Below are 25,592 nucleotides of genomic sequence, written 5' to 3'. Positions count from 1 at the left end.
TATTTGGGTAATTAGGTTAATAAGAAGATAAATACGTTAGGGTGATATAAAATGTGGCGGAAGCTTACGATTATTGTAGTGTTACTTTGTTTAGCGGGATATGCAGCTTATGAACAATTTGGTAAAAAAGATCAGGCGGTACAAGGGGAGCAAGAAAAAAGTGAAGCTGCTATGAAAGAGATGATTGCAAGTAATGGTATCGAAATAGGGAAGAGTGCGCCAAACTTTGAATTAACGAAGTTAGATGGAACGAATGTAAAGTTATCGGATTTAAAAGGAAAGAAAGTGATTTTAAACTTTTGGGCAACGTGGTGTGGACCTTGCCAGCAAGAAATGCCGGATATGGAGGCTTTCTATAAAGAACATAAAGAAAATGTAGAAATTTTAGCAATAAATTATACGCCTTCAGAAAAGGGCGGGGGAGTAGAAAAGGTAAGCAATTTTGCTAAGGAAAAAGGAATTACTTTTCCGATTTTATTGGACAAGAACATTGATGTGACAACAGCGTATAAAGTAATTACGATCCCAACTTCGTATTTTATAGATACGAAAGGTGTCATTCAAGATAAGTTCATTGGACCGATGACGCAAAAAGAGATGGAGAAACGGATTGCTAAATTAAAATAACGGTGAAAAGGTAGAGGTGGAAAGTTACCATTTCTGCCTTTTCTTTTTCACGTAGTGATAGCAGCATGTTATGATAAAAGAAATATAAACGTTTAGAGGTAAAGGAGTGTTTGGAGTGGGGAATATATCCTTACCGTTAGATTATGTTGTAATTGATTTTGAAACAACAGGATTTAACCCTTATAATGATAAAATTATTCAAGTTGCAGCAGTGAAATATCGTAATCATGAACTAGTAGATCAATTTGTTTCCTATGTGAATCCAGAGCGTTCAATTCCGGACCGAATAACGAGTTTAACAGGTATTACAAATTATCGTGTTTCAGATGCACCGACGATTGAAGAAGTATTACCTTTATTTTTAGCATTTTTACATACAAATGTTATTGTCGCTCATAATGCATCTTTTGATATGCGTTTTTTAAAAAGTAATGTAAATATGCTTGGGCTGCCTGAACCTAAAAATAAAGTGATTGATACTGTTTTTTTAGCAAAGAAATATATGAAGCACGCGCCTAATCATAAACTTGAAACGTTAAAGCGAATGCTTGGAATTCGTTTAAGTTCTCATAATGCGTTTGATGATTGTATTACTTGTGCAGCTGTTTATCAAAAATGTTCATCTATTGAAGAAGGAGAAAAAAGAAAATCGAATACGGAAGTACTTGATGAAACAGCAGTATATGAGGCAGTAAAAAAGATACTTGTACGCAATAAACGTGATATCGAATGGGTTCGTTGCATGAATGTAGGAAGTTATTTAGATATAAAAGCTTTTTATCCAGTTATGAGAATAAAAGTAAAAGGGCGAAAGAAATACGTATTAACAGAGATATTAGAAGATGATGTGAAAGAAATATGTACGAGTTTAAATTGTGAACCGGCGTTAAAAAGTGAAGTTGGTAATACGAGAATTATGCTTAATAGCTTAGAGGATGTCCTGAAATTAGAAAGTTATATTTTAGGACAGTATGATTTCGTACTACAAGCGCTAAGTGATTATAAACAAAGTGAAATGAATGCAGATGAAAAGCTAAAAGAATATTTAAATATAATGGTATAAAAAACTCCGTGTACAAGAAGTTGTACACGGAGTTTTTTTAGGAGTACTAAAACATAAAATTTTCTTGCAAATCTGATTAAAGAGTTTTTCATTTGCTCATACTATGTATAGTAAGAATGCGAAGGAGAGAGGGTGAACAGCATGAGAAGAAGTCGCCGTAAATCATTTGACGAACTTGTGAAAGAAAATAAACAACAATTATTAAGTGATCGTGATGCAATCGATCGCATTGAAGAGCGTATTGAAAAACGTTATGAAATGCAACTTTTTAAGCAAGCTGAATAATTCTTAACACTAGTACGATACTAGTGTTAAGGAGGCGATAGTAATGGGTAATCCGAAAAAGAATTCAAAAGACTTTGCACCGAATCATATTGGAACACAATCAAAAAAAGCTGGTGGCAATAAGGGAAAGCAAATGCAAGACCAAACAGGCAAACAACCGATTGTTGATAACGGTTAAAAAGGAAGAATGTTGTCATTCTTCTTTTTGTGACGGACTTTTAATAGTCAAAAAGGGCTGACATAAGTCAGCCCTTTTTCGTAATCGTAAAATTTTCAACGAGTAAACGCCAATTTTGCGGGAATGGTAAGCCAATCTTCCAGTAACTAATACCGCCTATACCTTGTTCTTTCATTAAATTGAATTTGCTTTGAACAGACCGTGAATCTTCAAACCAAACTTCGTGTTGTACGCCGTTTTCGTCAAAGTAATTAAAATGAGGAGCTTGAGCTGTGAAATCATAACGGATAGGAACATTGTATTTACGAGCTAGTGCAACAGCTGCGACAGAGCTAATTGCTTTTGCAGGCGGGTTACCTTGTTTGAACGGAAGTTTCCAATCGAATCCGTATAAGTTTTGCCCCATCATAATTTTTTGTGGAGGCATTTGAGATTTTGCGTATTGAAGTACTTCTTTTACAGGGCCGATAGGAGAAATAGCCATCGGTGGCCCACCTTGCCAACCCCAGTCGTATGTCATAATGACGACGAAATCAACAATTTGTCCTTGTGCCTTATAATCGTGAGCTTCGAAAAATTTGCCCTTTTGATTTGAACTTGTTTTCGGTACAAGCGTTGTACTCAATGTGTACCCGCTAGGTAAGCGTGTTTTTACAGTTCGTAAAAAACGATTATACGCTTCACGATCTTCAGGTGCCACACTCTCGAAATCAAAATGAATGTCTCGCATGCCATATTTTTCAGCTGTTTGCAAAATGTTAGTAATAAATTTGTTTTGAATCGTTGCATCGCGTAAAATAACCGATGTCAGATCGGCACTGAAATTTCCATTTTCAATATTTGTAATAACGAGCATAGGGATGGTATTACCTTGCGTTGCAATAGTAGCGATTTTAGCTGTTTCAGTTGGTTCTTTTAACGTACCATCTCTTTTTGCCTCGAAACTGAAGTAGGCCAAATATGTTAAAAATGGATTAATGGCACGCGTAGCATTAACCAAACTTTCTTTTATTGGTATTGTTGAAGGTTGTAAATAAGCGATGGATTCTACTGCGCGTTTTGTCCCTTTTGGTATATATAATTGCTGTCCAACATGGAGAATGGATTTTAAAGATAAGTTATTAACCTTAGCTAAACTAGCGAGAGGTACGTTATATGTTTGAGAGATTCGATATAGGCTATCGCCAGGCTGTACATAATAATTATTCCCTTTCGTATTAATGATGAGTGCCTGACCTACAACGAGTGTTTCAGCTGGATTTAGTCCATTGTCCTTTACTATTTCGTCAGGTGTTGATCCATACTTTGATGCCAAGCTATATACGCTATCACCGCTACGAACAGTTACAATTTGAATCATATGCTTGCTCCTTTCAGTAAAAGATTCACTGTTTTTATTTTATTTTTGATGTCACTGTATTATGATTAAATGTATGCAAGGTAGCAGAAGTGAAAGAAGGCGAATACATATGTTTGTAGCAGAACATGAAGTTGAAATCCGTTATGCGGAAACAGATCAAATGGGTGTTGTTTACCATTCAAACTATTTGGTGTGGCTTGAACTAGGTCGCACGAAACTTATACAAGATTTAGGATTTTCATATGTTGAAATGGAGAAAGAGGGAATTATTTCTCCTGTATTAGATTTGCAAATTTCATATCGTAAAGCGATGCGTTACGGAGAAAAAGCAATTGTGAAAACGTGGATTGATACTGTTAGTCCGCTTCGCGTTGTATATGGTTATGAAATATATAACGGTGAAGGTGAACTTTGTATTACTGCAAGTACGACGAATATTTGCGCGAAAAAAGAAGGGTTCAGGCCCGTATCATTTAAAAAGTTATATCCAGAGTGGTATGCGAAATATGAGGAAATTAAGAAAAAATAAAAAAGCGTGGCAGAAGCCACGCTTTTTTATTTTTCATAATTAAATTGCGGGAAATCATCACCGTCGTTAAATGTAACAGCTAAATTATGTCCATCGAAGAACCACTCATCGTCGCCTTCAATAAAGAAGTTAATACCTTCTTCTTGTGTTTGAACAGCAGGATGTGCAGGATCGTCTTTACGAATACCTAAAGAAAGTCCTTTTTGCACAGTACTGCAACCGCCGTATTGTACGAAAAGGCGTAGTGTTTCACCCGATTGTAAGTTTAATTCGTTTTTATACCATTGTGCTGCTTCTTTTGTTACGGAAAGATTCATGTATAGTTCCTCCAAATTATGTTGCTTTTTCTTTAGTATAAAAAATAACGCAAAAAGACGCTATTAATATGCTTCACGTTTTCTTTTTGCGTTATGTGGGTTACGATCTTATTTTTGCTTTTTTGAAAAGTTTGCTTTCGGTTCAGTTTTATTTATAATTCGTCCGATATTTGCACGGTGTTTATAAATAACCATACCTGCTAATAAACACATCGCAATAATGAAGATTTTATCCCCGCTAACAATGGATGCAATAACAGCAACGACGGCTGTTACCATAGAAGAAAGTGATACGTATCTTGTTGTAAATAAAAGGCTGAAAAAGACAACAGCTAATATTGCAAAAACAACTGGAGAGTAGCATAATAGCACGCCAGCAGAAGTTGCAACAGCTTTACCACCACGGAATTTCGCGAAAATCGGATACACATGTCCAAGAACAGCTGCTAATCCGAACCATAGTGGGTGAACATCTAATCCGAAAATAATCGGTAGACTTGTTGCTAATGTACCTTTTAAAATGTCAGCAATTGTAACGATAAAACCTGCTTTTTTCCCTAGTGTGCGGAATGTATTTGTTCCGCCTAGATTACCGCTTCCATGCTCACGAATATCGATCCCGTAGCCGATTTTTCCAACGACTAGTGCGAATGGAATCGAGCCAAGTAAGTAGGCAACGATAAATAAAAGATATGTAGTAACCATAAGTTCAGTCTCCTTTATTCAAATGTGTTGATAAAGGGTAAAAAGAGTTTTTCCCGTATATTGTACCATACATTTGTAAAGAGCACATTTCTTTTTTGTAAATGAAAAATTCATTATTTCGTGAAAAAAATTTCACAGGAATGTTACATTTCTCACAGAAACACCAAGACTATATGTAGTAACATTTTAATCAAAAGACAACAACATATTGGTGGAGGGTTATAAATGTTACAACGAAATGTACGTGGAGAAGAATTAATGAGAGTGTTTGAGACGATTGTCCACGGTAGTGAGCAAGATTTAATGCAAGAAAATGCAAATGTAGATGGTCGCTCTCCGATGGGAGTAATGGGAACGTTCGCATCAGAGAGTGCGAAATATTATGCAGTTGAAAATTTATTGTCAGATCAAGTGAAAAAAGCGATAGATCAAAATATATTATATCCACATGACTTAGATTTTTATGCGACAGGAACGACGACTTGTTCGCAAATTCCGTTAGCGCAAATGCTTGCGAACGGTTTTCATACCGGACATGGGCATATGAGACAACCGCAAGACATTAAAAGTGCATTGGCTCTTTCGTCTATTATTTTTCAGGCGAATCAAAATATGCAGCACGGTGGTCAATCATTTGCACTCTTTGATATTGATTTAGCTCCATATGTGAGAAAAACAGTAGCGAGACATAAGAAACGATTAGAGTCATATCCGCTTACGAAAGAACAAATAGAAGAATTTGCATGGAAAGAAACAGAAAATGATACGTATCAGGCGTGTGAAGCTTTCGTTCATAATTCAAATAGTATGCACAGTAGGGGCGGGGGACAAGTACCGTTTATTTCTATTAATTATGGAACAGACACATCAAAAGAGGGACGGTTATTAGTTAGACAACTTTTAAAAGCGACACAAGCTGGTCTTGGTAAAGGAGAAACACCAATTTTTCCGATTCAAATTTTTAAAATGAAAAAAGGTGTGAACTTTGAAGAATGTGATCCGAACTATGATTTATTTGAATTAGCGTTAGAGACAACGGCTGAACGATTATTCCCTAACTTTTCATTTTTAGATGCGCCATTTAATGCAGTGCATTATGACGGACGACCGGAAAGTGAAGTATGTTATATGGGATGTCGTACCCGTGTTATGTCTAACATACATGGAGAAGAAACAGCGATTGGAAGAGGCAATTTATCATTTACGTCTATTAACTTAGTGAAATTAGCGTTAATTAGTGGTTCAAAAGAAGCATTTTTTGAAGCGTTAAATTATTACTTAGATTTAGGAATTAAGCAATTATTAGAGAGATTTGAGTATCAATGTACGAAGCGAGCAAGAGATTTTCGATTTTTATATTCACAAGGTGTATGGCGCGGTGGAGAGAAGTTACAGCCTGAAGATTCTGTAGCATCCATTTTAAAGCAAGGGACGTTAAGTCTTGGTTTTATCGGTCTTGCGGAGTGCTTAGTAGCTTTAACAGGAAAGCATCATGGAGAAGATGAAGAATCATGGAAACTCGGGTATGAAATCATTTCCTTTATGAGAGCTAGAATGGATAGAGCGACGGAAGAACAGGAACTGAATTTCTCAGTAATTGCAACTCCTGCAGAAGGGTTATCAGGGAAGTTTGTGAAAAAAGATAGAGAAGAATTTGGTGTGATTAGCGGTATAACGAACCATAATTATTATACGAATTCATTCCATATTCCAGTTTACTATAGCATTCAAGCGATAAATAAAATTCGTTTAGAAGGACCTTTCCATGCTCTATGTAACGGGGGACATATTACGTATATTGAGCTAGACGGAGCAGCTATGCATAACAAACAGGCATTAAAACAAATTGTACGAGCGATGGCAGATCATGGCGTTGGATACGGTTCAATTAATCATCCTGTTGATCGTTGTAAATGCTGCAGTTATCACGGAGTTATTGGTAATGAATGCCCCAGCTGCGGAAATGGAGACGAGGCTAATATAGAAAGAATTCGCCGTATAACAGGTTATCTTGTAGGAGATATGTCGAAGTGGAATAGTGCGAAACGTAGTGAAGAGATGGATCGGGTGAAGCATAAATGAAAGTGATGAACATCATTCATGATAGTGTAGTAGATGGGGAAGGATTGCGGACAGTCGTGTTTTTTGCGGGCTGTCCGCATCGTTGTTTCGGTTGCCATAATCCGAAATCGTGGAATATTTGTAATGGAACTGAAATGACAGTAGAAGAAATTGTGAAAGAGATTGCAAGTAATACATTAACTGATGTAACATTTTCAGGTGGAGATCCATTTTTTCAAGCAGCTGAAGTGAAAAAAGTAGCAAAAGCTGTGAAAGACTTGAAAAAAAATCTTTGGATGTATACAGGTTATACGTTAGAAGAGATACAGAGTTCTCAAAATAATGATATGATAGAGTTGTTACATTATGGGGATGTTTTAGTCGATGGAAGATTTGAAATCGAGAAAAAAGATTTAACACTTCCATTTCGCGGAAGCTCCAATCAACGTATTATTCGATTGAAAGAGTAAAAAGGCGGGATAGATGATATGAATAAAACAGTATTACTTGTTGAAGATGAAAGAAGATTACGTGAAATCGTTAGTGATTATTTTCGTAATGAAGGCTTTGAAGTAATCGAAGCAGAAGACGGAAAAATAGCGTTAGAATTATTTGCAGAGCATGAAATTGATTTAATTATGTTAGATATAATGTTACCAGAAATAGATGGATGGTCTGTTTGTAGACGAATTAGAAAAGAATCAGCAGTACCAATCATTATGTTGACAGCACGTTCGGATGAGGATGATACATTACTAGGGTTCGAATTAGGTGCAGATGAGTATGTAACGAAACCTTTCAGCCCGAAAGTGTTAGTAGCTCGTGCGAAGACGTTATTGAAACGTGCGGATGGTGTGGTAGGAGTAGCGGAAGAAAATGCTATGTCTTTAGCTGGAATAGAAGTGAATCGTCTATCTAGAACCGTTTTAGTCGATGGAGAAGAAATTATATTGACACATAAGGAATTTGAACTTCTTGTTTATTTAATGGAGAACAAAGGAATTGTGTTGTCACGTCAACATTTATTAGATCAGTTATGGGGATATGATTACTACGGTGATGACCGAACGGTTGATACTCATATTAAAAAACTACGAAATAAGCTAGGAGATAAAGCGAAGCATATCGGTACTGTTATTCGAGTTGGTTATAAATTTGAAGAATAACCTTTAATTTACTATGCGCTTTGGCTTTAGGGTATAGCAAATTTATACTCTCTTTTGTAGGTGGAATGTACAAAAAATACTTTTCTTGTCTACAATGATAGATAGGCGTATTTTTTTAATTGGATTTCACGATGAGTTCACAAGAAGGACACAAACTGTGACTATACTGAAAGTACGAATTCACCAGAGAGGGGAAATAAAACATGGGATATTACGACGGACCGAATTTGAATGAAGAGCATAGTGAAACGAGAGAAATGAAAAAAACAGGTAGTAAAAAAGGATATTTTTTCACAGGTTTAGTTGGAGCAGTAGTCGGGGCTGTCACAATTAGTTTTGCGGCACCATATATGCCATGGGCTCAAAATAATGGAGCGGTTGTATCATCATTCAGTTCGGATTCAAAAGTTGAAGGTACTGTAGTTCCTGTGGTCAATAAAGCAAAAAATGAAACTGATTTACCTGGTATGATTGAAGGCGCGAAAGATGTTGTTGTAGGTGTGATTAATATGCAACAAAGTGTTGATCCATTTGCAATGCAACCGACAGGCCAAGAACAACAAGCTGGCTCAGGATCAGGTGTTATTTATAAAAAAGCAGGAAATAAAGCGTATATTGTAACGAACAATCATGTAGTAGATGGAGCGAATAAACTTGCTGTAAAACTAAGTGATGGTAAAAAGGTAGATGCAAAACTTGTAGGGAAAGACCCTTGGTTAGATTTAGCGGTTGTAGAAATTGAAGGATCTAATGTAAATAAAGTTGCCACTTTAGGTGATTCAAGTAAACTTCGTGCGGGTGAAAAAGCGATTGCAATTGGTAACCCACTAGGGTTTGATGGAAGTGTAACGGAAGGTATTATTAGTAGCAAAGAACGTGAAATTCCAGTAGATATTGATGGCGATAAGCGTGCAGATTGGAATGCTCAAGTTATTCAAACAGATGCAGCAATTAACCCAGGTAATAGTGGTGGTGCGTTGTTTAACCAAAATGGTGAAATAATTGGGATTAATTCAAGTAAAATTGCACAACAAGAAGTTGAAGGAATTGGATTTGCTATTCCAATTAATATTGCAAAGCCAGTCATTGAATCACTTGAAAAAGACGGAGTGGTGAAACGTCCAGCTCTTGGAGTAGGTGTCGTTTCATTAGAAGATGTGCAAGCTTATGCAGTAAATCAATTGAAAGTACCGAAAGAAGTAACAAACGGCGTTGTATTAGGTAAAATTTACCCAATATCACCTGCAGAAAAAGCTGGTTTAGAGCAATATGATATTGTAGTATCATTAGATGATCAAAAAGTAGAAAATTCACTTCAATTCCGTAAATATTTATATGAAAAGAAAAAAGTAGGCGAGAAAGTAGAAGTTACATTCTATCGTAACGGTCAAAAAATGACGAAAACAGCTACTTTAGCAGATAATTCAGCTACAAAGAATCAATAATTGAAATAAAAGAAAGTCTCTTTCATATTGAAAGAGACTTTCTTTATCGGCTATACTAAAGGAATAGGAGGGATAAATTATGACAATTGAAAACCCAACTCGTACGGAAATTGGTGAAGTATTAAAGAAAAGCAAAACGATTGCAGTTGTTGGATTATCGGATAAGCCAGAACGTACATCGTATATGGTTTCAAAAGCAATGCAAGATGCTGGGTATCGCATTATTCCAGTAAACCCAACAGTAAATGAGGTGCTTGGAGAAAAAGCAGTTTCTTCACTAAAGGATATTAAGGAACATGTGGACATTGTAAATGTATTCCGCCGTTCAGAATTTTTAATGGATGTTGCGAAAGAGTTTGTAGAGATTGATGCAGATGTTTTTTGGGCACAATTAGGAGTACAAGATGAAGATACATATAAACTTTTGCAAGAAACAGGCTATACTGTAATAATGGATCGTTGCATTAAAGTAGAACATGCGATGACAAAATAGTATAGGTTTTAAAGAGAGAAAGATTGATTCAGCCCTCGTTATAAATAAGTAGGGCCGATGAACGAGGTGTTCATCATGAGATTTTTTAAAGGCTGTTTTTGGGGATTGTTACTTGTTATCCCATTTTGGATATTGATCATTTGGATCATGATAAAGGTTTGGAATGTATAATCTTGGCATACATATCCATTTCTCGTTGACAAACGATTATTTTTCTGAAATAGTAGCCTAGAGGAATCCTTGTGAAAAAACAAGGATTTTTCTATTGAAAATGGTATATAAAAGAGATAAGATAACTTGCCAAAACTATAGTCGAGGCGTTATTCTATAATAGAAACATATGTTCTGATTTGATTAGGAAAGGGGCAAGGAGTTTGGCGAAGCATCAGTTCCAATATAATGAAGATGCAATTCAAGTGCTAGAAGGACTTGAAGCCGTTCGAAAACGCCCGGGTATGTATATCGGGAGTACGGATAGCCGTGGATTGCATCATTTAGTATATGAAATAGTAGATAACTCCGTTGATGAAGCGTTAGCGGGATTTGGCGACGAAATTTCTGTCGTAATACATAAAGATAATAGTATTAGCGTTATAGATAAAGGGCGAGGGATGCCTACGGGAATGCATAAACTTGGGAAACCTACACCTGAAGTCATTTTAACTGTACTTCATGCCGGTGGTAAGTTTGGTCAAGGTGGTTACAAAACGAGTGGTGGTTTACACGGTGTTGGGGCATCAGTTGTAAATGCCTTGTCAGAATGGTTAGTAGTAACGATTAAACGTGACGGAAATATTTATGAACAACGCTTTGAAAATGGTGGTATTCCTGCAACGACACTGGAGAAGATCGGGAAGACGAAAGAGTCTGGTACGACAATACATTTTAAACCAGATACAACGATTTTCAGTACAACAAATTACAATTATGAAACATTATGTGAGAGATTACGTGAATCTGCATTCTTATTAAAAGGAATGAAAATCTCGATAAAAGATGAACGTAATGATTTAGAGGATGTCTTTCATTATGAAACAGGAATTGAAGCTTTCGTTTCATACTTAAACGAAGAGAAAGATTCGATTCATCCGGTTGTATACTTCACTGGTGAACAAAACGGAATTGAAGCAGAGTTAGCATTCCAGTTTAACGATGGCTATTCAGAAAACATTCTTTCGTTTGTAAATAACGTACGTACAAAAGATGGGGGGACACACGAAGCTGGATTTAAAACAGCAATGACGCGTGTGTTCAATGAGTATGCTCGTAAAGTATCGTTATTAAAAGAAAAAGATAAAAACTTAGAAGGTACAGATATTCGTGAAGGTGTAGCGGCTATCGTTTCTGTACGTGTACCAGAAGAAGTACTTCAGTTTGAAGGGCAAACGAAAGGGAAACTTGGTACAAGTGAAGCTCGTTCTTCAATTGATGCAATTGTATCTGAGCATTTAGCTTACTTTTTAGAAGAAAACCCGGATGTTGCTACACTTCTTGTGAGAAAGGCAGTTAAAGCAGCGCAGGCACGTGAAGCTGCTCGTAAAGCGAGAGAAGAAGCACGTACTGGTAAAAAGAAAAAGAAATCAGAAGGTACATTAAGTGGTAAGTTAACACCAGCACAATCACGTAACCCGCAAAAAAATGAACTGTACCTAGTAGAGGGTGACTCTGCCGGCGGTTCCGCGAAACAAGGTCGAGATCGACGTTTCCAAGCGGTATTACCGTTACGTGGTAAAGTAATCAATACGGAAAAAGCAAAACTTGCTGATATCTTTAAAAATGAAGAGATTAATACAATCATTTACGCTATTGGCGGTGGTGTAGGGAATGAATTCGCTGTTGAAGATATTAACTACGATAAAGTTGTAATTATGACCGATGCTGATACAGATGGTGCGCACATTCAAGTATTGTTACTAACGTTCTTCTACAGATATATGAAACCACTTATCGAAGCTGGCAAAGTATTTATTGCACTTCCTCCTTTATACAAAGTAAGTAAAGGAAAAGGTAAGAGTGAAGTGATTGAGTATGCATGGTCTGATGAAGAATTAGAGGGTGTAACAAAAAAAGTCGGTAAAGGCTACATGCTGCAGCGCTATAAAGGACTTGGCGAAATGAATGCCGATCAATTATGGGAAACAACTATGAATCCTGAAACACGTACATTGATTCGTGTGAAAATTGACGATGCATCAAGAGCGGAGCGCCGAGTTACGACATTGATGGGTGATAAAGTAGAACCTCGCCGTAAATGGATCGAACGAAATGTACAATTTGGTATGCAAGAAGAAGGAAATATTTTAGAAAATGAAATGATTATGGAGACGGAGGTGGAATAACATGCAGGCAGAGAAGTTTCATGACCTCCCGCTTGAAGACGTGTTAGGTGACCGCTTTGCACGTTATAGTAAATATATTATTCAAGATCGCGCGCTTCCAGATGCGCGTGACGGTTTAAAACCTGTACAGAGACGTATTTTATATTCTATGTATGTAGAAGGAAATGTACATGATAAAGCGTTTCGTAAATCAGCTAAGACAGTCGGTAATGTTATCGGTAACTACCATCCACACGGTGATTCCTCTGTATATGAGGCGATGGTACGTTTAAGTCAAACTTGGAAAGTACGTAATGTTTTAGTTGAAATGCATGGTAATAATGGTAGTGTTGATGGCGATCCAGCAGCGGCAATGCGTTATACGGAAGCACGATTATCACCAATCGCATCTGAGTTATTGCGTGATCTCGATAAAGAAACAGTAGAATTTGTGTCAAACTTCGATGATACGAGTGAAGAACCTGTTGTACTTCCAGCGATGTTCCCGAACTTACTAGTGAACGGATCGACAGGAATTTCAGCTGGTTATGCAACAGAAATTCCTCCGCATCACCTTGGGGAAGTAATTGATGCAACGATGATGCGTATTGATAAGCCGAATAGTACTGTTGATGATTTATTAATAGTTATGAAAGGACCAGATTTCCCGACAGGTGGTATTATTCAAGGGATTGATGGTATCAAAAAAGCGTATGAAACAGGAAAAGGTAAAATTATTATTCGCGGAAAAGCAGAAGTTGAAACGATCCGCGGTGGTAAGCAACAAATCGTTATTACAGAAATTCCGTATGAAGTAAATAAAGCGAACCTTGTTAAAAAAATGGATGAATTACGTCTAGATAAAAAACTAGATGGAATTGCTGAAGTACGTGATGAGACAGATCGTACAGGTCTTCGCATCGTTGTAGAGTTAAAAAAGGAAGTAAATGCTGAAGGTATTTTAAATTATTTATATAAGAATACAGATTTACAAATTCCATATAACTTTAATATGGTAGCGATAAATAATCGTCGTCCGACACTTATGACATTACCTAAGATTTTGGATGCATATATTGGGCATCAGAAAGAAGTTGTTACGAGACGCTCGCAATATGAATTACGAAAAGCGGAAAATCGTCAACATATTGTAGAAGGTTTAAAGAAAGCATTATCGATTTTAGATGAAGTGATTGAAACAATCCGTGCTTCTAAAGATAAACGTAATGCAAAAGATAATTTAAGTACGAAATTTGGATTTACAGAAGCGCAATCGGAAGCAATTGTTTCGCTGCAACTATATCGTTTAACGAATACAGATATTACGGCGCTAGAACAAGAAGCAGACGAGCTTAATAAGAAGATTATAGAGTTACAGTCAATTTTACAAAGTGAAAAAAGACTTCTTCAAGTTATTAAAACAGATTTGAAGAGAGTAAAGAAAACATATAGTGATGATCGCCGTGCTATTATTGAAGAACAAATTGAGGAAATTAAAATCGATGTGGAAGTTATGATTCCGCAGGAAGATGTCATCGTTACTGTAACGAAAGAAGGATATGTGAAACGAACAGGTTGGCGTTCACATAATGCATCGAACGGGAAAGACTTCGGTATGAAAGAGGGTGACATCTTACTGGAGCGATTCGATACGAATACGACAGAGACAGTCCTCTTATTTACGAGTAAAGGAAACTATATATATCTGCCAGTATATGAAATGCCAGAAATTCGTTGGAAAGATTTAGGTCAACACGTTGCGAATCTCGTTTCACTCGAGCGGGATGAAATGATTATTTGGGCGACCGTCGTACCGAATTTTGAAGAAGAAAAACGATTTATCGTATTTGTTACACGAAATGGTATGATTAAGAAAACAGAATTAAACCAATATAAAGTTCAGCGTTATTCAAGAGCGTTCGTCGCTGTGAATTTGAAAAAAGATGATTATGTTGTAGATATATTTGCAACAGATGGAACGAGTGATATTGTTCTTGCAACCTATGGTGCATATGCACTTATTTTCCATGAAGATGAAGTAAGTCCAGTCGGTGTAAGGGCCGCTGGTGTGAAAGCAATTAACTTAAAAGAAGATGATTATGTCGCTTCTGGTAAACCGTTAAATGGTGACAAAGATCAACTTATTCTCGTAACGCAGCGAGGTGCTGTAAAACGTCTAAAAGCATCAGAAATTGAGAAATCAACGAGGGCGAAGCGAGGTCTTGTTATTTTCAAAGAGTTAAAACGTAATCCATACCGTATTGTCGGTATTGAAATTGTTAGAGACGATGAACTAGTTTACATGAAGACAGAGAAACACATCGTAGAAGAAATTGATCCGAAAGCGTATCGAAATAAAGACCGGTATAGTAACGGTAGTTTAGTGCTAGATGTTAACGATACAGGTGAAGTTATTGAAACGTGGACGAAAAAACGACCGGAGTAAAGAAAAGCATCTTGCTATGAATAATGGTAAGATGCTTTTTTCTAGGCAAATTATTATGTAAATAATAATAATCTTGTTATAATAACTGAATGAAATCGTTCTCATAAAGTGAAACTTTAATCAATCGGACTTTTACGAGCAGTTGATTCCTCAACTAACTTCTTTACTTTCGCTGAATTTTGAGGTAGAGGTCTTACTGTCCGTTAAAGCGTGATAAATGGAGGGGCAACATGAAAAAAATAGGTGTAGGGATTGTAGGATTTGGATTTTCTAGTACAACATTTCACATTCCATTATTACAAACGATAGAAGAATATGATATTCGTGCTATTTTATCATCAAAAGAAGAACTCGTGAAACAAGCATTACCAAATGCTGAAGTTGTTGGCACAATTGAGGAATTAGTAAATCGTGCTGATATTGACTTAGTGGTCATTACTTCACCGAATACAACTCATTTTCCATATGTAAAAGAAGCAATTTTACATGGTAAGCATGTAGTTGTGGAGAAGCCATTCGTTGTTTCAATTGAAGAAGGCGAAGAACTAATTTCATTAGCAAAACAGCATAATGTGGTGTTAAGCGTATATCATAATCGCCGTTTTGATAATGATTTCTTAACGATAAAGAAATTGTTAGAAGAAAACAGAATAGGGAATCTATACGCATATGAAGCGCATTTCGATCGTTTTCGCCCGAATGTACGTGATCGCTGGAGAGAAAAGAATTTACCAGGATCAGGTATACTATATGATTTAGGATCGCATTTAATTGACCAAGCATTATCATTATTTGGGAAACCAGATGCGATAAGTGCAGATGTAATCAAACAACGACCAGGCGCAGAGATTGATGATTACTTCCATGTTATACTTCACTACGGTGTTAAACGTGTCACTTTACATAGTAGCAGTTACGTAAAGCAAGCAGGTCCACACTTTACATTACATGGAGATAAAGGTTCTATCGTGAAATACGGTATGGATTCACAGGAAGAACAATTAAAAAATGGAATGAAGCCAGGCGATAACGGTTATGGAGTAGATGCTGAAGAGAATTTTGCTACTTTACATACGGAAGAAAATCTAGAGCGTATTTCAACAGAAGTTGGCTGTTATGACATGTATTATAAAGGTGTAAGAGATAGTATAGTAAATGGTGAGAAACCACCTGTAACAGCACAAGCAGGCTTAGAAGTTATTCAACTTATTCAATTAGCGATTGAAAGTAGTGAAACCGGTAGAGTCATCACTGTAAAGTAAAAAAGACACGAATTTCGTGTCTTTTTTATTAGGAATATGTGAATATGGATAATTATTTAGTTTAATCGTTTGTCATACATTAACTGGATTTGTATGCCGTAAGGATCTTCAATAATACCATATGCTTCACTAAATATATTTTTTTCTAGCGGAGAGATTATCTTCACATGCTTATCAGAAATTAAATTATTATAAAACCTTTGTATTTCTTCTAAATTAGCGCTTTGAATGCAAAGTGACATGTTATTTCCAACGTTATAACGTTCATTAGGCTTCATTGTATCTTCTGCTATCATTAGCTTTGTATTCCCAATTTGTAAAACAGAGTGAGCAATATGATCTTTATTTTCACTTGTAATTTTAAAAGAACTATCTCTTTTGGCCAGTTCTTCATACGTCACAATCATTAAATTCTTGGCTTCAAAATTACGTGTGTAAAAATTAATTGCCTCCTTTGCTTGCCCATTCATTGAAAGAAAAATAGCTATTTCTAATGTCATAAATGTATAACTCCTTTATTAGTTAATAATTATAATATAGACTAAAAAGGTTTCAATACATGACACCTTTTTGGGAGGGAAATATGAAAAAAACGGAACGAATAAATGATATGCTTATTTTCTTAAATAATAAAAGATATTTTAATTTAAAAGATTTAATGGCTAGATATGATATTTCTAAAAGTACCGCGTTGCGAGATATTCAATCATTGGAAGAAATAGGTGTGCCAATATATTCTGAGCTAGGTAGAAATGGAAGCTATAAAATTATAGAAAATAGTGTGTTATCGCCAATTTATTTTAGTGTGGATGAAATGTATGCGTTATATTTTTCGATTCTTACATTAAATGGATACAAGACAAAACCATTTAATATAGAAAGTATTGCGCTTGAAAATAAATTTAAACATGTATTACCTGATAATGTGAGTAAAAATATTTCAATTATGGAACGAACCCTTTCTTTTGAAGTAACAAATCATAGTAATTTTAGTCCGCTCTTAAAAGAAATTTTACAGGGGATTTTTGCTGAGCGAGTTTACCAGTTAACATATTTAAAAAAAGACGCGGAGAAAGTATTGGTCGCCCAATTTATTCGAATCGAATCTAAATTTGGCCAGTGGTATGCTAAAATCTTTAACTTTGAGGCAAATCATGTTCAAATAATTAGATGCGATAAAATTCTTTCTATTGAGGAAACAAGCAATATGAATCCAAAAAGTCTTGAAGAATTATTAAGTTATCTTACTACTTTTCACAGAAATCCTGATGCAACTGATTTTATTGTCATTGTTAATCAAAAAGGAAAAGACATTTTCGATAAAGAGAATTATCCTTCCATGAGGATACAAAAAGAAAATGAAAATTATAGTATAACAGGCTATTTTAACAAACAAGAAGTTGATTTTATCTCGAACTATTTTCTGAATTTCGGAGAAACGATTATCTCAATTCAGCCAGTTATGCTAAAAGAGTTAATTTATAATAAGGTATTATCTATAAAGCAGCATTTAACTTCTTTAAGATAAAGTTAGTATTAATAATTTTTTTAACACCAAGAAGCCCTTGAGATTTAAATATCCAAAGGGCTTTTTTTTGTGATGTTAGTTGTTCTTTAGAAACATTATTTTTTTGGGACGGACAGTCCATAAAAGAACATCGTAACGATATCTTGTATATGTTTTTCGCGATTTCCTTCAAGAAGCTGTGCTCCGAAATCATCACCTAATTTAGTGAACATTTGAATGTATAGCAACATCATTTCTTTAGTAAGGTGAGGGTTAATTTCATTTTTTTGCTGTGCTTGTTCTAATATTTCTAAATACCAAGGCAGGATTTTTTCGTTTTGATAACTATAAATAAACTTGCGGAGCTCTTCATCTCTTTGCATCATTTGTAGTAACATATCTGGCTGAAATAACCCACCAGTATTCATTTTTCTTACAATCATTTTTTGCATCATATCATGAAAAGGTAATTTTTCCGCTGCAAGATCTTTATAATATTGAAATTCAGATATGATATATTCTTGTATAAGCTCTCTAAATAATGCTTCTTTACTTCCGAAATGATTATAAATGGTAACTTGAGAAACGTTTGCTTCTTTTGCAATGTGCTCTATTTTCACTTCATTAAATCCACGTTCTGAAAATAATACGAAAGCAGCTTCTTTAATAGCACGTTTTTTCTTTTCTTTCACTTTTTCAAAGCCGTTCAATGCAATCACCTCAATTAAAATATACAAGAAAAAATAATGGAAAACAATATTTTTGAAATATGGACATATAAATATTTCAAAAAGTTGTTGCGAATATGAAAGATGAGGAGTACAATATTTTTGAAATATCACATATTAAATATTTCAAAAAATGAGGTGGAATTATGATTTCAGTTCAAAATGTCACAAAACAGTTTTCAAATGGAAAAGGTTTGTTTCATATTACATTTGATGTAAAAGAAGGGGAAGTATTTGGTTACTTAGGACCAAATGGTGCTGGGAAATCCACAACAATTCGTAATTTAATGGGATTTATAAAACCGACAGCTGGTAAAGCGACAATTTTTGGATTAGATTGCTGGGATGAAGCAGCGAAAATTCAAAGAGAAGTTGGTTATTTACCAGGAGAAATTTCTTTTATTGAAGGAATGAACGGATTAGAGTTTTTAAAGTTAATGCAAGGAATGCGTGGGTTAAAGGATACGAAAAGACGAGATGAATTAATAGAACGTCTACAATTTGATGTGAAAACACCGATTCGAAAAATGTCTAAAGGAATGAAGCAAAAAGTAGGAATTGTTGCTGCTTTTATGCATGATCCGGAAGTGTTAATTTTAGATGAACCGACATCAGGACTTGATCCACTTATGCAGCAAGTATTTATAGATTTAATAGTAGAGGAAAAGCAAAGAGGAAAAACAATCCTTATGTCATCGCATATTTTCACTGAAATTGAGCGTACGTGTGATCGAGTAGCGATTATTAAAGATGGTCGCCTTGTAACGGTTGAAAATATTCATGATTTACAAAGTATGAGACGACAGGTAATCGATGTAACCGTATCATCTCAAGAAGAGATTGACTCTCTTACACAATGTAATTTGCAATTTGAAGCAGTGAAAGGAAGAGAAGCATCGATTATTGTAAAAGGAAACTATCAAGCTGTTTTACAAATACTTTCAAACTATAATGTAACGGCACTTCAAACGAGAGCAATGGATTTAGAACATTTATTTATGCATTATTACGATAAGGAAGAAGGGGTAAAGCATGAATAAGCAATTGTTTTTAGCTAGTTTGAAAGAAACACAAAAAAGTATTTTGAGTTATGCAACTGGTGCAGCTCTATATTTATGGTTATTAATTTGGATCTTCCCTTCAATGGTATCAGCGAAAGGGTTAAATGAATTAATAAGTGCTATGCCTGATAGTGTGAAAAAAATTGTTGGAATGGAAAGTCCGATTCAAAACGTAATGGATTTTTTAGCTGGCGAATATTATAGTCTATTGTTTATTATCATATTAACAATTTTTTGTGTAACAGTTGCAACGCATTTAATTGCTCGTCATGTAGATAAAGGGGCGATGGCATACTTGCTCGCAACACCTGTATCTAGAGTGCAAATTGCTATTACACAAGCGTCTATTCTCATATTAGGACTACTAATCATAGTAACTGTTACGTATGTAGCGGGTATAGTAGGTGCAGAATGGTTTTTAGAAGATAATAACTTAAATAAAGAATTATTTCTAAAGATAAACGTAGTCGGAGGGCTAATATTTTTAGTTGTTAGTGCTTATTCATTTTTCTTTTCTTGTATATGTAATGACGAAAGAAAAGCACTTAGCTACTCAGCAAGTTTAACTATTTTATTTTTCGTAACGGATATGGTAGGTAAATTAAGTGATAAGTTAGAGTGGATGAGAAATATATCATTATTTACGCTATTTCGTCCGAAAGAAATTGCTGAGGGAACGTATAATATATGGCCAGTAAGTTTAGGTTTAACTGCTGGAGCACTTTGTATTTTCATAGTAGCAATTGTAGTGTTTAGAAAGAGGGATTTACCGTTGTAAAGTAGGAAGTCCACTGAGAAAGTGGGCTTTTTTTTGATGAGGAGGAAACGAATGAATCATTTGTTCCGGGTGAAGCCATATGTAAATGATATCGAAAAGTCATTATTGTTCTATGAAGAAGTAATTGGTTTAAAGTTGTATAAAAGAAGTATGCATGCAGCACGTTTTAATCACGACCAGTTTTCTCTATTACTAGCTAGTAATTTAACATTGAATGAAAATCACTATTTTTACAATCGAAAAGAAATAAAGGGGAATGGCTTTGAACTAATTATTGTTGTCAATCGAATTGAAGAAGTATATGAACTTTGTAAAGAGAAGAGATGCACAATACAAGAAGAAATTCAAACTTATCCATGGGAGATGAGGGGATTTAAAGTTGTGGATCCAGATGGATATTTCCTTAGAATTACATCTGAGTAAAGGTAAACATGAAAAATGTTTACCTTTTTTTATGGAAATATTCAAAAAAATGAACCTTTTTCTAGGCTCATCCGTCTAATACATGTAAAGTTAAATTTGAAGTGAGGATGAAACAGGAGGAGCAATTGTGAAAGTAATCCCTTTATATAAAATGATTATAAAAGAAGAAACTGATGTTTCTTTAGCGAAAAAAGGTGATCATGAAGCATTTATGGCGCTTATACATACAGAAAAAGTGAAGATGTATCGCATTGCAAAGGCAATGTTACGTGATGAGACAAATATAGAGGATGCGATACAGGCAACAATTTTAAAAGCATATGAAAATATAAAAAAATTAAAGAAAGAAGAGTTTTTTCAAACTTGGTTAATTCGAATTTTGATAAATGAGTGTAACAATATTATTAGATCATACAAAAAGATAATGGTAATAGAAGAAAATGATTACAATATGAGTGCTTATGATCAGTATGAAGATATAGATTTATGTAATGCGATTCAATCATTACATGAAGAGTTAAGAGCTGTTACGGTGCTTTATTATTATGAAGATATGAATCAAGAGAGTATTGCCAAGCTTTTAGAAATACCAAAAGGAACAGTGAAATCGAGATTGTCACGTGCGAGGGAACAACTGCAAAAACGATTAAAGATGGAATAGGGGGTGTATAAGGTGGATGATGAAAAATTATTTGATGAGAAATTAAAAAAGAGAATAAAAGACGAGAATGTTATAGTACCGCCAGAGTTAAATGAAAAGATTAATAGTACACTTCATAATCTTCCGGTAAAAAAGAAAGGTTATAGAGTTTATATGATGGCTATAAGCGCTGCGGTTCTAACACTTTCAATTGTGTCTATGTCGGAGTTTTCTGATCAAATTTTTGCTCAAAATGGTGGAGTATTTGAATATGTAAAGAAAAAGGCGTTTTCTGATTATGAAAATGAAGAAGAAATAAAATTGAATGTAAATTATCCAGATAAAGAAAAGATTCATGAAAAGATGCTAGATTCCATTGATCATTTTAAAAATATTTCAGGACAATTTGAGGAATATTCTAGTTCGTCAAGAATTGCTACAACATACAAATATGCGATTGATACGGAGCAACAAAGAGGTATCTCTTCGAAAGAAGATAAGCTAACGAACAAACGAACAATTATATATAACGAGGGCAAGAAAAAAGAATTTGATGATGAGAAGTATACATATAAAGAGACAAAATGGAGCCCGAAAGAAAGGAACTATGAACTATTAAAATTAAATCCTACGGAAAGATTATTGAGAAAATCAGGTGAGAAAAAAAGATATGATGATGAATATGTGGGATTCTCTAAGTATAGTATTCAATCAGAATTTGCTGATCTATTAATTCGATATAAAGATTGGAATTATAAAGAAACGAAGTATCTGGGACTGGATTGCTACAAAATAGAAGGGACAATAAACATAGAAATGCCTGTAAGTACATCTGAAGATTTAAGAGGGAAATTTGAAATGGTTGTAGAGAAAAATACGGGGATTATGCTAAAGTTCCTTAGTTTCCACGAAGGTATGATTCAATATTCGATTACGACTGAATGGATACAAATAAACAAAGGGTTGAAAGAGAATGTATTTCAAAAGGATAGCGTTAATTATAAAAAATTGAAAAACATATTAGATGAATAGAAAACGGAGGGAATTATATGGAGAATAACTCTTCTTCAAGAGAAAAGAAAAATAAAAGAAAATATAAAAAGACAATGATAATAAGTGTCCTGTTAGTAGTATTACTATTTGGCGGAGTTGGATATGGTACTTATGTATATATGAAAACTTCTAATCTCGTACAAAAGTCTAGTTTGAATTTAGCGCGTGGTGAAAAATCAAACTTACGTGAGAACGCCGTAAAACCAATTACAAATAATGTTTCACTTTTAATTATGGGAATTGATGAAAATCAAGAACGACAAAAGGAGTATAATGGTGCTTTTCATACAGATGCACTACTGTTAGCTACTTTTAATAAAGATGATAAGACAGTGAAATTAACGAGCATACCACGTGATACATATACATATGTTCCAGTTGAAAAGAAAAAAGATAAAATAACACATGCATATGGAAGTGGTTTCGTTAAAAATGGTAAAGATGGAGGACCGCAAGCTTCAGTGGAAGCGGTAGAAAAATTGTTACAAGTGCCTGTTGATTATTTTGTGAAGTTTAATTTTAATTCATTTACTAAAATTGTTGATGGATTAGATGGGATTGAAGTAAATGTCCCAGTTGAATTTACGGAGCAAAATAGTAAAGATGAACCTGGCGCAATCCATTTGAAAAAGGGAATACAAAAATTAACAGGGGAAGAAGCACTTGCACTGGCAAGGACGCGTCATATTGATAGTGATGCAATGAGAGGTCAGCGTCAACAACTTGTTATTGAAGCGATGTTAAGTAAATTAAAAAGTGTAGGCTCGATTACGAAGCTAGAAAAAATAGTTGAGGCGGTTGACGGCGATTTTAAAACAAACTTAGTAATGGATGATATTTTATCATTTTATAAATACGGTTTAAACGGTTCAGTTGAAAAAATACAATTAGCTGGTGATGATTTATATTTACCTAACGGTCCAAATGGGCAACGTGTATATTATTATAATCCTAATAAAAAAGATCTACAGAGTTTGAGTAATACGCTTAGAACACATTTAGGATTAAGTGAAAAGCAGATTGAGGAGAATTGAAGCAGGCATAATGTCTGCTTTTTATTTTTGTAGAAAAGAGGTTTGTTACGATATACATTATTTATTAACAATAATTTACAAGTGTTTTATAGTGTAGGAAGATAAAGACTATTAAATCAATACATAGAATTCAATGAGATATAATGTTTCGAAAGAGTATGGAATTTTTATGAATATTACTGTAAAAAAATAATTTTTTAAAAATTTTCAATAATAACACTTTACAAAACTCGAAAAATTAGTAGAATAATAGTTAATAAGAATCTTCTGATAAATATATAAAGAAAAACAGAATTATCAGAAAACTCTTAAATGAGAGCGTTAAGAATTAGGGAGGGTACAGAAAGTGAAAAAGAAAAAAATGAAAAAACTAACAGCAGTTGTAGCACCAGTTTTAGCAATGAGTATGGCATTGACAGCATGTTCTACATCAGGTGGAGATAAGAAGACAAGCACAAATTCTAGCTCTGGCGGGGATAGCAAATCAGAAGGAAAATTAGCAGCGAAACAAGTGCTAAATCGAACAGAAACGAATGAGATTCCAACAATGGATACTTCGAAAAGTACAGATACTTTAGGTTCTCAAATGTTAGGGAACACAATGGAAGGTTTATACCGATTAGATAAAGAAAACAAACCAATCCCAGCTGCGGCAGAGTCAAGCACGAAGAGTGAGGATGGTAAAAAATATACATTTAAATTACGTAAAGATGCAAAATGGTCAAATGGTGATCCTGTAACAGCGAAAGATTTCGTATTTGCATGGCAACGTCTATTAGATCCAAAAACAGCTGCTGAGTATGCATTTATCGCATTCCCGATTAAAAATGCAGAAGCAATTAGCCAGGGGAAAGCAGAAGTTTCTACATTAGGTGTAAAAGCGGTTGATGATCTTACACTTGAAGTAGAATTAGAACAAGCGGTACCATACTTCTTAAACTTAGTAGCATTCCCGTCGTATTATCCACTAAATGAAAAGTTCGTCAAAGAAAAAGGGGATAAATACGGTTTAGAATCTGATACAACAGTTTATAACGGTCCATTCGTTCTTACTGATTGGAAACACGAACAAGGATGGAAACTAAAGAAGAATGATCAATATTGGGATAAAAAGACTGTGAAATTAGATGAGATTAACTTTAGTGTTGTAAAAGAGCCAGCAACTCGTGTGAATTTATACGATAGTGGGCAAATTGATTTCTCTTTATTGACTGGAGAATTTGTTGACAAATATAGAAATAATAAAGAGGAGTTTGGAACATATTCAGAACCAAGTACATTTTTCATACGTTTAAACCAAAAACGTGGTGGACAAGATACACCATTAAAGAGCCAAAAATTACGTGAAGCAATTGCTTTATCGATTGATAAAAAGAATTTAGCAAATGTTATTTTAAATGATGGATCGAAACCGGCTGATTACTTAGTACCTAAAGGGTTAGCAAACGGACCTGATGGGAAAGATTTCCAAGAAACATTTAAAAATGGTATTAAGCCAGATGCGAAAAAAGCAGCTGCTGCATGGGAAGAAGCGAAAAAAGAACTTGGAAAAGATCAAGTTACAATTGAGTTTTTAAACTATGATACTGGTAATGCGAAAAAAGTTGGGGAATATGTAAAAGATCAAATTGAGAAAAACTTAAAAGGTGTAACAGTAAATATTAAACTGCAGCCGTTTAAACAAAAACTAAAATTAGAATCGGAGCAAGATTATGATATTTCATATGGTGGATGGAGCCCAGATTATGCAGATCCAATGACATATTTAGATATGTTTGAATCTAATCACTCTCACAACCAAATGAGCTACTCTGATGCGAAATATGACGAAATGGTTAAAAAAGCTGGCGGAGAGTTAATGAGTGACGCGAAGAAACGTTGGGAAGAACTAGGAAAAGCTGAAAAATTATTACTTGAGCAAGATGTAGCACTTATACCATTATATCAAAATGCTAGATCTTATGTAATGAAACCGACTGTAAAAGGGGTTGTTAAACATAATATTAGTCCGGAGTACAGCTTTAAATGGGCTTATGTAACTGAATAATAAAAAAGCATTCCGAAAGTAGACTACTTTTGGAATGCTTTTTTATTATGAGATTAAATTGTAAAC

26 protein-coding genes are annotated in these 25,592 nt (G+C 34.7%); 21 read left to right on the top strand and 5 right to left on the bottom strand.

Translation table 11 applies throughout. The annotated features are described in order from the left end of the window. The first annotated feature begins 51 nt into the window (after window positions 1-51). The 4 genes from DN393_RS11415 (at window position 52) to sspN (ending at window position 2,153) form a co-directional block, all read left to right on the top strand. Entirely contained in the window at window positions 52-627 is a 576-nt protein-coding gene (locus DN393_RS11415) for a TlpA family protein disulfide reductase (protein ID WP_000269060.1), read from the top strand. A 115-nt stretch (window positions 628-742) separates the two neighbouring features. Continuing rightward, window positions 743-1,690: a 3'-5' exonuclease gene (locus DN393_RS11410; RefSeq protein WP_064476980.1), complete on the top strand. Its 948-nt coding sequence runs from the start codon at window positions 743-745 to the stop codon at window positions 1,688-1,690. 141 nt (window positions 1,691-1,831) lie between these two features. Further along, window positions 1,832-1,975, top strand: coding sequence for an FbpB family small basic protein (locus DN393_RS11405; protein WP_001254698.1), 144 nt, complete (start codon window positions 1,832-1,834; stop codon window positions 1,973-1,975). A gap of 43 nt (window positions 1,976-2,018) precedes the next feature. Further along, window positions 2,019-2,153 (top strand): acid-soluble spore protein SspN, encoded by a 135-nt coding sequence (gene sspN / locus DN393_RS11400; protein WP_000527987.1) that lies wholly within the window; start codon window positions 2,019-2,021, stop codon window positions 2,151-2,153. Window positions 2,154-2,220: 67 nt separating this feature from the next. Here the strand turns inward: sspN and DN393_RS11395 are convergent, their stop codons facing one another. Then, window positions 2,221-3,513, bottom strand: a complete 1,293-nt coding sequence (locus DN393_RS11395; RefSeq protein WP_064476979.1) for a glycoside hydrolase family 18 protein — start codon at window positions 3,511-3,513, stop codon at window positions 2,221-2,223. A gap of 109 nt (window positions 3,514-3,622) precedes the next feature. Here DN393_RS11395 and DN393_RS11390 point away from each other — a divergent pair, with 109 nt between their 5' ends. After that, window positions 3,623-4,042 (top strand): acyl-CoA thioesterase, encoded by a 420-nt coding sequence (locus tag DN393_RS11390; protein WP_000495804.1) that lies wholly within the window; start codon window positions 3,623-3,625, stop codon window positions 4,040-4,042. A gap of 26 nt (window positions 4,043-4,068) precedes the next feature. On the opposite strand, the gene DN393_RS11385 is transcribed toward DN393_RS11390, so the two are convergent. Further along, complete coding sequence (locus DN393_RS11385) at window positions 4,069-4,359, bottom strand: HesB/YadR/YfhF family protein (protein WP_001054448.1); 291 nt, start codon at window positions 4,357-4,359, stop codon at window positions 4,069-4,071. 108 nt (window positions 4,360-4,467) lie between these two features. Then, complete coding sequence (gene plsY, locus DN393_RS11380; RefSeq protein WP_000258967.1) at window positions 4,468-5,064, bottom strand: glycerol-3-phosphate 1-O-acyltransferase PlsY; 597 nt, start codon at window positions 5,062-5,064, stop codon at window positions 4,468-4,470. A gap of 225 nt (window positions 5,065-5,289) precedes the next feature. Here plsY and DN393_RS11375 point away from each other — a divergent pair, with 225 nt between their 5' ends. The 8 genes from DN393_RS11375 to DN393_RS11340 all read left to right on the top strand — a co-directional run bounded on the left by DN393_RS11375 (window position 5,290) and on the right by DN393_RS11340 (window position 16,255). After that, the gene (locus tag DN393_RS11375; protein WP_064476978.1) at window positions 5,290-7,146 is read left to right on the top strand and encodes an anaerobic ribonucleoside triphosphate reductase; all 1,857 of its coding nucleotides are present in this window, start codon (window positions 5,290-5,292) and stop codon (window positions 7,144-7,146) included. Next, on the top strand, window positions 7,143-7,595 hold the full coding sequence (gene nrdG / locus DN393_RS11370) for an anaerobic ribonucleoside-triphosphate reductase activating protein (RefSeq protein WP_000867065.1): 453 nt from the start codon (window positions 7,143-7,145) through the stop codon (window positions 7,593-7,595). Before DN393_RS11375 ends, nrdG begins: the two co-directional genes overlap by 4 nt. Window positions 7,596-7,613: 18 nt before the next feature. After that, window positions 7,614-8,291: a response regulator transcription factor gene (locus DN393_RS11365; protein ID WP_001044675.1), complete on the top strand. Its 678-nt coding sequence runs from the start codon at window positions 7,614-7,616 to the stop codon at window positions 8,289-8,291. 203 nt (window positions 8,292-8,494) lie between these two features. After that, on the top strand, window positions 8,495-9,736 hold the full coding sequence (locus DN393_RS11360) for a S1C family serine protease (RefSeq protein ID WP_064476977.1): 1,242 nt from the start codon (window positions 8,495-8,497) through the stop codon (window positions 9,734-9,736). Window positions 9,737-9,815: 79 nt separating this feature from the next. Further along, complete coding sequence (locus DN393_RS11355; RefSeq protein ID WP_000151395.1) at window positions 9,816-10,229, top strand: CoA-binding protein; 414 nt, start codon at window positions 9,816-9,818, stop codon at window positions 10,227-10,229. A 374-nt stretch (window positions 10,230-10,603) separates the two neighbouring features. Beyond that, window positions 10,604-12,568 carry a DNA topoisomerase IV subunit B gene (parE, locus tag DN393_RS11350; RefSeq protein WP_064476976.1) on the top strand — a complete coding sequence of 655 codons (1,965 nt, stop codon included), beginning with the start codon at window positions 10,604-10,606 and terminating at the stop codon, window positions 12,566-12,568. 1 nt (window position 12,569) lies between these two features. Continuing rightward, window positions 12,570-14,993: a DNA topoisomerase IV subunit A gene (gene parC / locus DN393_RS11345; RefSeq protein WP_149173504.1), complete on the top strand. Its 2,424-nt coding sequence runs from the start codon at window positions 12,570-12,572 to the stop codon at window positions 14,991-14,993. A gap of 230 nt (window positions 14,994-15,223) precedes the next feature. Next, window positions 15,224-16,255, top strand: a complete 1,032-nt coding sequence (locus DN393_RS11340) for an oxidoreductase (protein WP_064476974.1) — start codon at window positions 15,224-15,226, stop codon at window positions 16,253-16,255. Between the two features lie 56 nt (window positions 16,256-16,311). Here DN393_RS11340 and DN393_RS11335 read toward each other — a convergent pair whose 3' ends face one another. Next, complete coding sequence (locus tag DN393_RS11335; RefSeq protein ID WP_064476973.1) at window positions 16,312-16,755, bottom strand: VOC family protein; 444 nt, start codon at window positions 16,753-16,755, stop codon at window positions 16,312-16,314. A gap of 59 nt (window positions 16,756-16,814) precedes the next feature. Here DN393_RS11335 and DN393_RS11330 point away from each other — a divergent pair, with 59 nt between their 5' ends. Further along, on the top strand, window positions 16,815-17,783 hold the full coding sequence (locus DN393_RS11330; protein WP_064476972.1) for a helix-turn-helix transcriptional regulator: 969 nt from the start codon (window positions 16,815-16,817) through the stop codon (window positions 17,781-17,783). A 95-nt stretch (window positions 17,784-17,878) separates the two neighbouring features. Here DN393_RS11330 and DN393_RS11325 read toward each other — a convergent pair whose 3' ends face one another. Continuing rightward, window positions 17,879-18,481 carry a TetR/AcrR family transcriptional regulator gene (locus DN393_RS11325; protein WP_240368830.1) on the bottom strand — a complete coding sequence of 201 codons (603 nt, stop codon included), beginning with the start codon at window positions 18,479-18,481 and terminating at the stop codon, window positions 17,879-17,881. 155 nt (window positions 18,482-18,636) lie between these two features. Between DN393_RS11325 and DN393_RS11320 the strand changes: the two genes are divergently transcribed. From DN393_RS11320 to DN393_RS11290, 7 genes are all read left to right on the top strand, one after another. Next, window positions 18,637-19,530: an ABC transporter ATP-binding protein gene (locus DN393_RS11320; RefSeq protein WP_149173503.1), complete on the top strand. Its 894-nt coding sequence runs from the start codon at window positions 18,637-18,639 to the stop codon at window positions 19,528-19,530. Further along, window positions 19,523-20,329 carry an ABC transporter permease subunit gene (locus DN393_RS11315; RefSeq protein ID WP_149173502.1) on the top strand — a complete coding sequence of 269 codons (807 nt, stop codon included), beginning with the start codon at window positions 19,523-19,525 and terminating at the stop codon, window positions 20,327-20,329. The genes DN393_RS11320 and DN393_RS11315 overlap by 8 nt, the downstream gene beginning before the upstream one ends. Window positions 20,330-20,380: 51 nt before the next feature. Then, window positions 20,381-20,752 carry a VOC family protein gene (locus DN393_RS11310; RefSeq protein ID WP_064476968.1) on the top strand — a complete coding sequence of 124 codons (372 nt, stop codon included), beginning with the start codon at window positions 20,381-20,383 and terminating at the stop codon, window positions 20,750-20,752. A 127-nt stretch (window positions 20,753-20,879) separates the two neighbouring features. Continuing rightward, window positions 20,880-21,413, top strand: coding sequence for an RNA polymerase sigma factor (locus tag DN393_RS11305; RefSeq protein ID WP_064476967.1), 534 nt, complete (start codon window positions 20,880-20,882; stop codon window positions 21,411-21,413). 12 nt (window positions 21,414-21,425) lie between these two features. After that, window positions 21,426-22,424, top strand: coding sequence for a hypothetical protein (locus DN393_RS11300; RefSeq protein WP_064476966.1), 999 nt, complete (start codon window positions 21,426-21,428; stop codon window positions 22,422-22,424). 17 nt (window positions 22,425-22,441) lie between these two features. Next, window positions 22,442-23,479, top strand: a complete 1,038-nt coding sequence (locus DN393_RS11295; RefSeq protein WP_064476965.1) for an LCP family protein — start codon at window positions 22,442-22,444, stop codon at window positions 23,477-23,479. 346 nt (window positions 23,480-23,825) lie between these two features. Then, window positions 23,826-25,526 (top strand): peptide ABC transporter substrate-binding protein, encoded by a 1,701-nt coding sequence (locus tag DN393_RS11290; protein ID WP_064476964.1) that lies wholly within the window; start codon window positions 23,826-23,828, stop codon window positions 25,524-25,526. Window positions 25,527-25,592 lie beyond the last annotated feature (66 nt).

This window comes from Bacillus sp. BPN334 (genome assembly GCF_008368885.1).
Taxonomy (GTDB): domain Bacteria; phylum Bacillota; class Bacilli; order Bacillales; family Bacillaceae_G; genus Bacillus_A; species Bacillus_A wiedmannii.
This window is presented reverse-complemented; position numbering and strand designations above follow the sequence as displayed.